The organism is Dyella sp., from assembly GCF_051962475.1.
Classification (GTDB): domain Bacteria; phylum Pseudomonadota; class Gammaproteobacteria; order Xanthomonadales; family Rhodanobacteraceae; genus Dyella_A.
This window is the reverse complement of sequence record NZ_JBQCCF010000058.1, coordinates 1-12,852: the sequence shown is the minus strand read 5'-3', so window position 1 is coordinate 12,852 and position 12,852 is coordinate 1. Positions and strand designations below refer to the sequence as shown.

Annotated in this window: 9 protein-coding genes; 8 read left to right on the top strand and 1 reads right to left on the bottom strand. The window is 66.6% G+C overall.

Annotated elements, in window-relative coordinates:
- From ACTHJF_RS13090 to ACTHJF_RS13060, 7 genes are all read left to right on the top strand, one after another.
- Positions 1-1,641, top strand: a 1,641-nt coding sequence (locus tag ACTHJF_RS13090; protein ID WP_440267495.1) for a ribonucleoside-diphosphate reductase subunit alpha, incomplete at its 5' end; no start/stop codon positions are given.
- 12 nt (positions 1,642-1,653) lie between these two features.
- Complete coding sequence (locus ACTHJF_RS13085; protein ID WP_440267494.1) at positions 1,654-1,881, top strand: hypothetical protein; 228 nt, start codon at positions 1,654-1,656, stop codon at positions 1,879-1,881.
- A gap of 19 nt (positions 1,882-1,900) precedes the next feature.
- The gene (locus ACTHJF_RS13080) at positions 1,901-2,905 is read left to right on the top strand and encodes a ribonucleotide-diphosphate reductase subunit beta (RefSeq protein WP_440267493.1); all 1,005 of its coding nucleotides are present in this window, start codon (positions 1,901-1,903) and stop codon (positions 2,903-2,905) included.
- Between the two features lie 180 nt (positions 2,906-3,085).
- Complete coding sequence (locus ACTHJF_RS13075) at positions 3,086-6,328, top strand: TonB-dependent receptor (protein ID WP_440267492.1); 3,243 nt, start codon at positions 3,086-3,088, stop codon at positions 6,326-6,328.
- A gap of 170 nt (positions 6,329-6,498) precedes the next feature.
- Positions 6,499-6,945 (top strand): nuclear transport factor 2 family protein, encoded by a 447-nt coding sequence (locus ACTHJF_RS13070; protein ID WP_440267491.1) that lies wholly within the window; start codon positions 6,499-6,501, stop codon positions 6,943-6,945.
- Between the two features lie 85 nt (positions 6,946-7,030).
- Positions 7,031-7,417: a BlaI/MecI/CopY family transcriptional regulator gene (locus tag ACTHJF_RS13065; RefSeq protein WP_440263080.1), complete on the top strand. Its 387-nt coding sequence runs from the start codon at positions 7,031-7,033 to the stop codon at positions 7,415-7,417.
- A 1-nt stretch (position 7,418) separates the two neighbouring features.
- Positions 7,419-9,290: a M56 family metallopeptidase gene (locus ACTHJF_RS13060; RefSeq protein ID WP_440267490.1), complete on the top strand. Its 1,872-nt coding sequence runs from the start codon at positions 7,419-7,421 to the stop codon at positions 9,288-9,290.
- Positions 9,291-9,425: 135 nt separating this feature from the next.
- Here ACTHJF_RS13060 and ACTHJF_RS13055 read toward each other — a convergent pair whose 3' ends face one another.
- A complete protein-coding gene (locus tag ACTHJF_RS13055) occupies positions 9,426-11,753 on the bottom strand; it encodes a DPP IV N-terminal domain-containing protein (RefSeq protein WP_440267489.1) in 2,328 nt (775 codons plus the stop codon).
- 247 nt (positions 11,754-12,000) lie between these two features.
- Here ACTHJF_RS13055 and ACTHJF_RS13050 point away from each other — a divergent pair, with 247 nt between their 5' ends.
- Positions 12,001-12,750, top strand: coding sequence for a glutathione S-transferase family protein (locus tag ACTHJF_RS13050; RefSeq protein WP_440267488.1), 750 nt, complete (start codon positions 12,001-12,003; stop codon positions 12,748-12,750).
- Positions 12,751-12,852 lie beyond the last annotated feature (102 nt).

Below are 12,852 nucleotides of genomic sequence, written 5' to 3'. Positions count from 1 at the left end.
TTCGCCGGCGGCATCGGCCTGGCCTACTCGCGGGTGCGCTCGCGCGGCTCGCTGATCCGCGGCACCAACGGCCACTCCAACGGCCTGGTGCCGTGGCTGCGCACGCTGGATGCATCGGTGTCTGCGGTGAACCAAGGTGGGCGGCGCAAGGGAGCCGCGTGCGTCTACCTCGAGCCGTGGCACCCCGACATCGAGGAATTTCTCGAGCTTCGCGACAACACGGGCGAGGACGCGCGCCGCGCGCACAACCTCAACCTCGCGAACTGGATCCCCGACGAGTTCATGCGCCGGGTGGCGCGCGACGGCGACTGGTCGCTGTTCGATCCCAAGGTGGTTCCGCACTTCGTCGACAGCTGGGGCGAAGCCTTCGAAGCGGCCTATCGCGCCGCGGAAGCGTCCGGCCTGGCGGTGAAGACGGTGAAGGCGCGCGAGCTCTACGCGCGCATGCTGCGCACGTTGGCGCAGACCGGCAACGGCTGGATGACCTTCAAGGACCGCTGCAACGCCACCAGCAACCAGACGGCCAAACCCGGGAATGTGATCCACCTGTCCAACCTGTGCACCGAGATCCTCGAGGTGACCTCGGCCAGCGAGACGGCGGTGTGCAACCTCGGTTCGATCAACCTGGCGCGGCATGTTGTCGATGGTGCCGATGGAATGAAGCATTTCGACTTCGACCAGCTCGCCGCCACCGTGCGCACCGCGGTGCGCCAGCTCGACCGAGTGATCGACCTCAACTTCTACCCGATCGACACCGCCGCCGCGGCCAACCGCAAGTGGCGGCCGGTGGGGCTGGGCGTGATGGGCCTGCAGGACGTGTTCTTCAAGCTGCGGCTGCCGTTCGACTCGGCCGAGGCGCTGTCGCTGTCCACGCGCATCGCCGAGGAGATCTACTTCCACGCGCTCAGCCAGTCGAACGAGCTGGCGGTGGACTTCGGGATGCACCCGGGTTTCGCGGAGAGCCGCGCGGCCAATGGCGAGTTGCAGTTCGACTACTGGCCGAACGCCACGCCGCACGAGCCCTCACGCTGGGAGACGCTGCGCGCGACCATCCAGCAACACGGCCTGCGCAATTCGCTGCTGATCGCCATTGCCCCCACCGCCACCATCGCCTCGATCGCCGGCTGCTACGAGTGCATCGAGCCGCAGGTGAGCAACCTGTTCAAGCGCGAGACGCTGTCCGGCGACTTCCTGCAGGTGAACCGCTACCTCGCCGACGAGCTGAAATCGCTGGGCTTGTGGACGAGCGAGGTGCGCGACCAGATCAAGCTGGCCGAAGGCTCGATCCAGGGCATCGCGGCGATCCCCGAGCGGCTGCGGCAGATCTACCGCACCGTGTGGGAGCTGCCGCAGAAGGCGCTGATCGACCTGGCCGCCGCCCGCGCCGCCTTCATCGACCAGAGCCAGTCGCTGAACCTGTTCATGGAAAACCCGAACATCGGCCAGCTGAGCTCGATGTACATGTACGCGTGGAAGGCCGGCATCAAGACGACGTATTACCTGCGCTCGCGGCCGGCGACGAAGATCGCCAAGGCCACGGTGAGTGCGGGCAAGGCCGTCGCGCCGGTCGACCAGGAGCAAGCCAGTGCCGCGGTGTTCTGTTCGCTGGAAAATCCCGAGTACTGCGAGGCCTGCCAATAGTCGATGCCACCCATGAAGCCTTACCGGAACCTCAGCGGAAAATCCGGCGTCGCCGCCTACGAGTGCGGCGACGGCTTCATCCGGGTGCGCTTCATCCATGACGGCATCTACGAATACACCCATGCCCGGCCCGGCCGCGTCCACGTGGCGAACATGCAGCAGCGCGCCGAAGCAGGTCGCGGCCTGGCCACCTACATCAGCCGCTTCGTGCGCGAGAACTATGCGCGCAAACTCGATTGAGCGCCCTCAAGGAAATCCCATGCCGCACATTCTCGACCCCGGCTTCGCGCTGACCCTGCGCCCTATGCGCTACCCCGCGTTCTACGAGATGTACAAGAACGCGATCAAGAACACCTGGACGGTGGACGAGGTGGATTTCTCGCTCGACACCACCGACCTGCGCAGCAAGATGAGCGAGGCCGACCGCCACCTGATCCACCGCCTGGTGGCATTCTTCGCCACCGGCGACACGATCGTGTCGAACAACCTGGTGCTGAACCTGTACCAGCACATCAACGCGCCGGAGGCGCGCATGTACCTGTCGCGCCAGCTCTACGAAGAGGCGCTGCATGTGCAGTTCTATCTGACTCTGCTGGACACGTACATTCCCGATCCGGCCGAGCGCAATAAGGCGTTCGCGGCAATCGAGAACATTCCCTCGATCCGCGCCAAGGGCGAGTTCTGCTTCCGCTGGATCGACTCGATCCAGAACCTGCAGCGGCTGGAAACGCGCGATCATCGCCGGCAGTTCCTGCTCAACCTGATCTGCTTTGCCGCGTGCATCGAAGGGCTGTTCTTCTATGCCGCCTTCGCCTATGTGTACTTCCTGCGTTCGCGCGGGCTGCTGCACGGGCTGGCGTCGGGCACCAACTGGGTGTTTCGCGATGAGTCCGGCCACATGGCGTTCGCCTTCGAAGTGGTGCGCACGGTGCGCGACGAAGAGCCCGAGCTGTTCGACGACACCATGCGAGCGCAGGTGGAACAGATGCTGGAAGAGGCGATCGCCTGCGAGACCCGGTTCGCCGAGGACGTGCTGTCCGGCGGCGTCGCCGGCCTGTCGGTGAAGGACATGCGCCAGTACCTGGAGTACGTCGCCGACCAGCGCCTGGCTCAGCTCGATCTGCCGCCGAAATACGGCACGAAGAACCCGTTCGACTTCATGGACCTGCAGGATGTGCAGGAGGTGACCAACTTCTTCGAGCGGCGCGTCTCGGCCTACCAGGTGGGGGTGCAGGGGGAGGTGGCGTTCGACATGGCTTTCTGAACGAATCGCAGGATCTTTCGCTTGCCGGGTGATATCCAGCTGTCATCAAAGCCCGTTAAAATGGTGTGAGAAACAGACGCCGAGTTCCCTCCCCGGGGACTTGGCGTCTGTGCGTTTCGGCCTCGCCTACGAACGGGCGGCCAGGCGCCCCATGGTTTTTTCACTACTCGAGGTCCGTTGATGAAATCCACCCTTCGCACGCGGCTGCTGCCCGTCGCCATCGCTGCCCTGCTTGCCGCTGGAACCGCGTCGGCGCAGAACGTCACCACCTCCGGCGTCGCCGGCCGGGTGCTCGACGCCGCCGGCAAGCCGGTGGCCAATGCCACGGTCACCATCGTCCACCAGCCGTCCGGCACCACCAAGACGGTGACCACCGACGCCGACGGCCGCTACGCCGCGCAGGGTCTGCGCGTGGGCGGTCCGTTCGAGATCACCGCGAGCAAGGACGGCGCGGCCGCTGCCGAGCAGGACAATGTGTACCTGCAGCTGGGCCAGCCCTCGTCGATCAACCTGAGCATGGGTGCCAGCGCCGCGCAGGCGAGCAACCTCTCGGCGGTGACGGTGAGCGCCTCCACCCTGGCGCAGACCTTCTCCTCGGAGAACAAGGGCCTGTCGACCAACATCTCGCAGGACCAGCTCAAGGCCACGCCGCAGGGCAACCGCTCGGTGGACGACGTCGCCCGCCTCGATCCGCGCATTACCGTGCTGGACCAGGGCGTGGGTTCGATCTCCGCCAACGGCATGAACAACCGCTACAACAACATCGCGGTGGACGGCGTGACCCAGGGCGACCCGTTCGGCCTGAACGCCAACGGCCTGCCGTACCAGAAGGCGGCGATCTCGCCGGAGACCATCGCCGAGTACAACATCTCCACCGCCACCTATGACGTCACCTCCGACACCGTCGGTGCCGACGTCAACGCGGTGACCAAGTCGGGCACCAACCAGTTCCATGGCTCGGCGTACTACTCCTACCGCAACGCCAACCACCTGGTCGGCGACGCCGGTTGGCTGCCGTCGGACAACAAGGGCTACAAGTACAACGGCTACGACAAGGACTCCACCTACGGCGTGACCGTGGGCGGCCCGATCATCAAGGACAAGCTGTTCTTCTTCGTCGCCGCCGAGCACGAGAAGACCACCGGCATCGGCGCCGACTCGGCCAACGGCCTGGACCAGTCCCTGGGCGACGGCGCCTCGACCAGCGGCAAGGTGTCGCCGGGCGACCTGCAGAAGGTGATTGACGCGGCGAAGGCGCTCGGCCTGACCCCGGGCAACTTCGGCGGCGCCACCGGCCTGACCTATGACGACAAGCGTTACCTGGGCAAGATCGACTGGAACATCACCGACAACCACCGCGCCAGCTTCACCTACCAGAACACCAAGGAGCTGCTGCCGGCGGTGGGCGGCAACGGTCCGAACAGCGTGGGCCTGTCGAGCTACACCTACACCAAGGAAATCACCACCAAGAACTACGTCGGCCACCTGTTCGACGACTGGACCGAGAACTTCTCCACCGAAGCGAAGGTGGGCTATCAGGAATACGTGCAGGACACCACTGCGCCGTTCCAGCAGCCATCGGTGACGGTGAACCTGTCGCCGGACGGGAAGGGCCCGTCGGTGAACCTGGGTGAGGAGCGCTACCGCCACTACAACCACATCGATACCAAGAAGCTCAGCGTCTTCCTGGCCGGCACCTACTACCTGGGTGACCACACCATCAAGGGCGGTATCGACTACCAGCGCAACAAGATCAACAACCTGTTCGGTCAGGCCGAGTTCGGCGTGTACACGTTCTGGGGCCTGAACAATTTCCAGAACGGCGACTACAACAAGTACGAGCTGTACCACCCGGCGCCGGGCTATACGCTCAACGACATCGCCGGCAAGTGGACCTACAGCCAGTACAGCCCGTTCCTGGAAGACACCTGGCAGGTCAACGACCAGCTCTCGCTGCAGTACGGCGTGCGCGTGGACATCCCGCACTCCAGCGGCAAGCCCGAGTACAACGCCGGCTTCGAGCAGGCCTTCGGCTACCGCAACGACTACACCGTCGGCTCAAGCAACCGCGTGGTGGAGCCGCGCATGAGCTTCAACTACTCGTTCGACTCCGAGTACAAGACCCAGCTGCGCGGCGGTGTGGGCCTGTTCCAGACCTCCCCGCCGACGGTGTGGATGACCAACCCGTTCCAAAACAACGGCGTCACGTTGCTGTCCTACACCTCGTTCGATCCGGCCACTGCGCCGTTCAGCCCGGATCCGCTGAACCAGCCGATCCCGGCTGGCGGTGGTGCCGGCTCGATCGACACCATCGACAAGAATTTCAAGCTGCCGACGGTGTGGAAGATGAGCCTGGCGCTCGATCGCGAGCTGCCGTGGTGGGGCCTGGTCGGCTCGGCCGAGTACCAGCACATCCAGGTGCGTGACGGCATCCTGTACCAGGCGGTGAACTTCGGCGCGCCGACCGGCGTGCTGCCGGATGGCCGCGAGCAGTTCTGGGCCACCCCGGGCGAGGCGCCGAATTCGAAGGACGCGCAGGCCAATCGCAACAAGGCCTTCAGCTCGGCTTCGACGTTGCTGACCAACACGCACAAGGGCAAGTCCGACAGCTTCACGCTGGCGATCAGCAAGCCGTTCACCGAGGGCCTCTCCGGCACGGCGAGCATCACGCTGAACCACGCCACCGACGTCGATCCGGGCACCGACACGATCGCCTACAACGGCTACTCGCGCATCGCCCGCCTCAACCCGAACAGCGATGTGTCGGCCACCTCGAACTACAACACCGCCAAGAGCATCAAGCTGGCGCTGAACTGGCAGCACAAGTTCTTCGGTGACTATGCCACCCAGGTGTCGATGTTCTACAACGGCCGCACCGGCAACCCGTACACCTGGGTGTTCGGCAACGACGCCAACGGCGACAGCATCGGTGGCTGGGATCCGGCGTACATCCCGACCGCGAACGATCCGAAGGTGAGCTACGGCAACGCCACGGCGCAGCAGATCCAGCAGTTCCAGGATTTCCTCGCCAGCGACAAGTACCTCAAGGATCACCGCGGCCAGATCGCGTCGCGCAACGGCGCGCACACGCCGTGGGTGACCACGCTCGACATGAGCTTCTCGCAGGAGATCCCGGGCCTGTTTGAGGGCAACAAGGGTGAGGTGCGTCTGGACGTCTACAACTTCCTCAACCTGATGAACAAGAACTGGGGCCAGCAGCGCATCACGGGCATCTACCCGACCCGCACGCTGGTCAACTACGGTGGCGTGAATGCGCAGGGCCAGTACGTGTACAACCTGCCCACCGACAAGAACGGCAACTACCAGCCGCAGCAGCTGCAGGTGTACGACGGCGGCTTCTATGACCCCAGCCGCGTGGTCTCGCGCTGGTCGGCCATGCTGACGGTGCGCTACACGTTCTGATCCACGCTTCACCGCAACGAGAAAACGGGCGCCCTGGTGGCGCCCGTTTTTTTTGCGGAACGCTTGGCCCGGAGCAAGGCGGCAGCGGCAGGCTTCGGGCAATCCGGGCATCATCGGGCCGTCGCGCCATCGTGGCCCGCGGCCCTGGACCGATCTTGGAGCCCATACCGATGCGATCTCTCCCCATCCTCGCCCTGTTCGCCTTGTTGGCCGTCGCGCCGTCCAGCCATGCCGCCACGGCACCCCATCCGATGCTTCCGCCCGCGCTGGCCAAGGCCGTGGCCGCCTTCGACCAGGCGCAGATTCATGGCGACGGCGTCGCGCTGCAACGGCTGCTGGCCGACGACTACGTGCTGTTCAACAGCCAGGGAAAGGTTGAGAACAAGCAGGACTTCATCCGCGACTACACCACCGCCGGCTTCACCATGAAGCCGTTTACCGTAGAGCAAGAAGTGGTGCGGCAATGGCCCGGCGGGGCGGTGATGGGTGGCGTGGCGACGCTCGAAGGCACCAGCGAAGGCAAGCCGTATCGCGTGCGGCTGCGCTTCGCCGACATCTGGGGCCTGCGCGATGGCCGCTGGCAGGTGATCCATACCTCGGCGATGCACATGCCCTGAGCCAGCGCCAGGAAAACCGGCGGCACTTGACTACAGCTGTCGTTACGGACTAGCTTGACTACACACGTAGTCAAGGAGCCCGCGCATGTCCCGTCCGACCATCGGCGACCAGGAACTCGCCCTGCTGCACTATCTCGCCGAGCACGAGCCGGCCTCGGTCGGCGAGGTCGCCGCCGGCTTCGGCGAGGCGCGTGGTCTGGCCCGTTCCACCGTGCTGACGATGATGGAGCGCCTGCGCGGCAAGGGGTACCTCAAGCGCCGCCAGGCCCGTGGGGTCTACCGCTACAGCACCGCCACCGGCCCGGCCGAGGCGATGCGCAGCGCGGTCGGCAGTTTTGTGGAGAAGACGCTGAGCGGTTCGGTATCACCGTTCGTGGCCTACCTGTCCGAGCGCGCCGAAGTCAGCGATGCCGAGCTGGCCGAGCTCGAATCGCTGGTTGCGCAGCTGCAGTCGCAGCGAAAGGAGCGCTGAGATGCACGCCCTCGACGTGTTCGCCGCGATGCTGCTCGAACGCCTGGTGTGGACCTCGCTGCAGGCCACCGTGCTGATCGGCGCCGTCGCCGCCACGATCCACTGGCTGCCGCGACTGTCCGCCTCCGCCCGCTGCCTGCTGTGGTGGCTGGTGAGCGTGCAGCTGCTGCTCGGGCTGGTCTGGCACGCGCCGATCGCGCTGCCGCTGGCGCCGCCGGAACCGGCGGCCGTATCGACGATCGCGAGCACGCCGCTGGTCGCGCGTAATGGCTCCGCACCATCCGCGGGAACGGTCGCACCCACGATGACCGTCGCCGCCACGCCGTCGCTCGTCGCGCAGATCACGCAGGTGGCTGCGCGCCACGCCCGTAGCGCCCTGCTCGCGGCCTGGCTGGCCGGGCTGGTGCTCGCGCTGGTGCCGCTCATCGCGCCGTGGCGACGCGCCCGCGCGCAGCGCCGGCACTCCACGCCAGCCGCCGATCCCACCCTGCTGGCGCTGTGCGCGCGGCGATCGCGCGAGCTGGGGTTGGCGCGTTCGCCGGCGCTGCGGGTCTGCGCGGCGATCGATTCGCCGCAGGTGATCGGGCTGTGGCGACCGACCGTGCTGTTGCCCGCCGCGCACATACTCAGCGCGGGCGAGCTGGCGATGGCGCTGGATCACGAGCTGGCTCACCTGCGCCGCGGCGACCTGTGGATGGCCTGGGCGCCGGCGCTGGCGCAGCGGCTGTTCTTCTTTCATCCGCTGGTGCACTGGGCGATGCGCGAGTACGCCCTGCACCGCGAGGCCGCCTGCGATGCGCAGGTACTGCAGCATGCCCACGCCGCGCCGCAGGACTACGGCCGCCTGCTGCTGCGCCTGGGCGTGGGCCATCCCCTCCACGCCGGCCTGGCCGGCGCATCCCCCACGTTCGATAACCTCAAGAGGCGACTGACCATGCTCCAGCACATCGAACCCTCGTCCCGCATGCGCGGCTGGTTGCTGGTACTGGCCGTGGCTGCCATCGGACTGGTGCCCTACCGGGTGACCCGCGCCAACGCGCCGATCGACGCGACCACCGCACCGATGCCGGCGACTGCCGCGACTCCCGCGGCGAGGGCCACGCCGGCGGTGGCACCTGCTGCGGTAGCCACCGCCACGGCGCAAGCCCGTGCGGCGCTTCCTGCCCCGCCGACACCGCCGCCTCCGCCTCCGCCGCCCACCACTGATGCGCTACCGCCGCCCCCACCGCCGCCGCCCGCACCGCCCAAGGCGATCGAAGGCGTGTCCGCCAGCCACATCGATATCGACACGGACGAGGGTGCAGCCAACGGCTTTGCGCTGTTCGACGGCGACTCGATCACCATGAACGGCAACTCGCGCGACATCGTGATGGCGCGCGGCCTGCGCAAGCACGACGAGCCGCTGTTGTGGTTCCGTCGCGGCGACCGGGCGTACGTGATCCGCGACGCCGCGCTGCTGGCTCGCGCCAAGGCGCTGTACGCACCGGTCACCGAGCTGGGGCGCGAGCAGGGCAGGCTCGGCGGACGGCAGGGAGAACTCGGCGGTCGCCAGGGCGGGCTCGGCGCGCAGCAGGGTGAGCTGGGCCGCCAGCAGGCAGAGCTGGCGAGCGAACAGGCCGAGCTTGCCGCCAGCAACAACCGCGAGCCTCGCATGGCCGCCCTGCGGTCGCGCTTGCAGGCACTGCAGGCGCAGCAGGAAGCACTCGGTGAACAGCAGGCCGCGCTGGGTCGGCAGCAGGCCATCCTCGGCGAGCAGCAGGCCGCGCTGGGCAAGCGTCAGGCCGAGGCCTCCGCGCAGGCCAGTCGCGGCATGAGCAAGCTGCTCGATGAGGCGATCGCCAAGGGCTTGGCGCAGCCCGTCGCGGCGCGCTGATCGCGCATCGATCCGACGACCTGCACCTCCAGCGGCGATACGTCGCCCGCCTCCGCAGGGCGAAAAAAACGAAGGGCCGGTCATGCGACCGGCCCTTCGTGCTTTTCCATCACGCCGAATGGTGACGTGGAGCGCTTACATCTTCGGCGGCGTCACCTGGTACTGCGCCGGCGGCGTGTCGCCGGCGAGGTTACGCACGAAGTAGTCCCAGCGCCGGCGCATCACGTACGGCGCGTCCTTGGCGTAACCGTGGTGGGCGTTGGGCACCAGCAGCAGGTCGAAGTCTTTGTTGGCGTCCATCAACGCACGCACCATCAGCATGGTGTTGGACAGCGGCACGTTGTCGTCCATCGTGCCGTGCACCAGCATCAGGTGACCCTTGAGCTTGGCCGCGTGGTTCTCGTTGGCCTGGTCGTCGTAGTTGCTCTTGCCGTCCTTGTCGACGGTGAGCTCGCCCTGGTACTTCTCGGCCCAGTCGTCCTCGTAGTTGCGGTTGTCGTGGTTGCCGCTCTCGGACCAGGCGACCTTGAAGAAGTCGGGGTAGCGCAGCATCGCGTCGGTGGACGCATTGCCGCCACCGGAGTGACCCCAGATGCCCACGCGGCTCAAGTCCATCCACGGATAGCGCTTGCCCAGTTCCTTCAGCCCGACGACCTGGTCCGGCAGCGTGTTGTCGCCCATGTCGCCGTACCAGGTGTCATGAAACGACTTCGAGCGCCACGGCGTACCCATGCCGTCGATCGCCACCACGATGAAACCGAGTTCCGCCAGCGCCTGGTGATCCACCCGCGCGGCGTTGAAGCTGCGCGAGCCAACCGAACCGACCTGCGGACCGGGGTAGATGTAGTCCACCACCGGGTACTTCTTGGAGGCATCGAAGTTCGTCGGCTTGAACATCAGGCCGTAGAGGTCGGTCTTGCCGTCGCGCGCCTTCACCGTGACCGGCACCGGCGGCACCCAGCCGGTGGCCTGCAGGCGGCTGATATCGGCCTTGGCCACAGTGGCGAGCGTGTGGCCGTCGTTGCTGGCACGCAGCACGGTGACCGGCGGCACGCTGGGGGTGGAATACGCATCGACGAAGCTCGCGCCATCGGGCGACAGGCTGATGTCGTGGTTGGCCGGCTCCGGCGTGAGCAAGGTCGGCTTGCCGCCGTCCAGGCTCACTTTGTAGAACTGGCTGAAGTACGGGTCCATGCCCTTCTGACGACCCACCGCCTCGAACCACACGGTGCGGCTCTTCGGGTCGACCTTGAGCATTTCGGTGACCACACCCTCACCGGTGGTGATGGCGTGCTTGAGCTTGCCGGTGTTGAGGTCCACCAGATACAGCTGGCCCCAGTTGCTGCGCTCGGAGTACCACACCGCTTCGTGCGTGGCCGGCAGGTAGGCCCAGTTGGCCCGGCCGATGCCGCTCTCGTAGTAGGTCTTGGCGGTCTCCTCGAACACCGTGCGCACCTTGCCGGTGCTCGCGTCAGCGATGCGCAGCCACTCGTGCTTGTGGAAGCGCGAGGTGGAGACGAACGCCAGCGTCTTGCCGTCCGGCGCCCACTTCACGTCGTCCCAGCCGCCGTCGGGGCCGCAGCTGACGTCGTCGCACAGGGTGGAGCGGTGCTGATCGGCCGGCATGTCCAGCCGCACCACCTTCTTCGTCGGCACGTCGATGATGACGCGCTCGATCATGGTCACGTTCTTGTCGCCGGCCAGCGGGTACTTCCACGCCTCGAGCTTGGGATGGCCCACGCCGGTGGAGACCATGTACATGTCGCCGGTCTTGCGCTGGTCCTGCTGGAACGTCGCGATCTTCTTCGAATCGGGCGACCACTCGACGATGGCGTTGTCGGTGTGCTTCCAGCCGGCGTTGTCGGTGGCGTAGCCGAAGTTCTCCACGCCGTCGGTGGTGAGCTGGGTTTCCTTGCCGGTGGCGATGTCGCGCACCCACAGGTTCCAATCACGGATGAACGCTTCGCTCTTCTTGTCCGGCGACAGCGCGCCGGGCTCGTCGCCCTTGGCCTCGCCCTTCAACGGCTTGGCGCAGACGGCATCGACGCTGCATACGTAGGTCTTGCCATGCACGGTCAGCTGATAGCGACCATCGGCGGTGAGCGAAATGCCCTGCAGGCCCAGCTTGTTTGCTTCGGGCGCCTTGCCGCCGGCGAGCTGGCCCAGCGCTGCGGCGAGTTTCGCCTGGTCGAACAGCGGCTCGGTGTGGCCGGTGGCGCTGTCCATGCGCAGGTAACGATCGCCCTGGGCATCGTGGTCGACGTAGACGAAATGGGTATCGTCGAGCCACTTCACCTTGGTGACGGCGTGATCGACCAGCGGAATCGCCTTGTAATTGACGAATTGTTCGGCGCGGGCGTAATCGGCGTCGGTGAGCGTGCGGCCGGTGGCGAACGCGCCGGCCGACAGGCTGGCCAGCACCAGCGCGCCGAGCAGGCGCGGTGTACCGAAGGGAGATGACATGAGGGACTCCGCTGACGTGAAAACGGGCGCCCGCAGGCGCCGGAATGTACGGGACAGCATTCCCTGACTCGCGGCGTGCCCGCCAGGCGGACGCCCGCAGCGCCCCTGACGCTGCCCAACCCTTCGATCCTAGTCCTGCCCATGCGGGGGGACCCCTGCCAGAAGTCCTGTCGACAAGCGTGCCTTGACGGTATCTGCGGCCACATCGCACCCTGCCCGCCTCGCCACCGACCCGCAGGAGCACGCCATGTCCGAGCCCGTCAGCATCATCGGCAGCCCGATCTCGCCGTACGTGCGCAAGGTGCTCGCCATGCTGGAGCTCAAGGGCGTGGCTTACCGGATCGACCCCATCGCGCCGTTCGTCGGCAACGACGCGTTCACCCGGCTCAGCCCGCTGCGGCGCATTCCGCTGCTGATCGAGGGCGAGTTGGTACTCAACGACTCCAGCGTGATCTGCCAGTACCTGGAAGATCGCTACCCCGCGCCGGCGCTGTATCCCGCCGATCTGGCCGATCGCGCCCGCGCGCGCTGGCTGGAGGAATACGCCGATACGCACCTGGGCGACGTACTGATCTGGCGGCTGTTCTTCCAGCTCGGCGCCAAGCGTTTCCTATTCCGCGAGGAAGCGGACGAGGCCGTGGTGCGCAAAGCGCGCGAGGAAGATATCCCCGCCGCGCTTGATTACCTGGAGACGCAGTTGCCGCCGGAGGGATTCGCATTCGGCGAGCTGTCGATCGCCGACATCACGCTCGCCAGCTTCTTCCGCACCGCGGCGTTCGTGAAGTACGCCATCGACGCCTCGCGCTGGCCGCGCATGGCGGCGCTGGTCACCCAGGTGATGGCACTGCCGGCGATGCGCAAGCTCGCCACGATCGAGGACCGCATCGTGCGCCTGCCGCTGGCCGAACAGCGCGCCGCCCTGGCCGACATGGGCGTCGCGCTGACGCCCACCACCTTGGGCGACGCCGCCCCCCGCCACGGCTTCCGCCGCTCCTGACGCCCCTTGGTAGGAGCCCGCTGGCGGGCGATGGGTTTTGGTTTGAAAGCGCAACAAAACGAACAACAAAACCCCCCAGCGGGCGCCGACCTATCCGTGCGC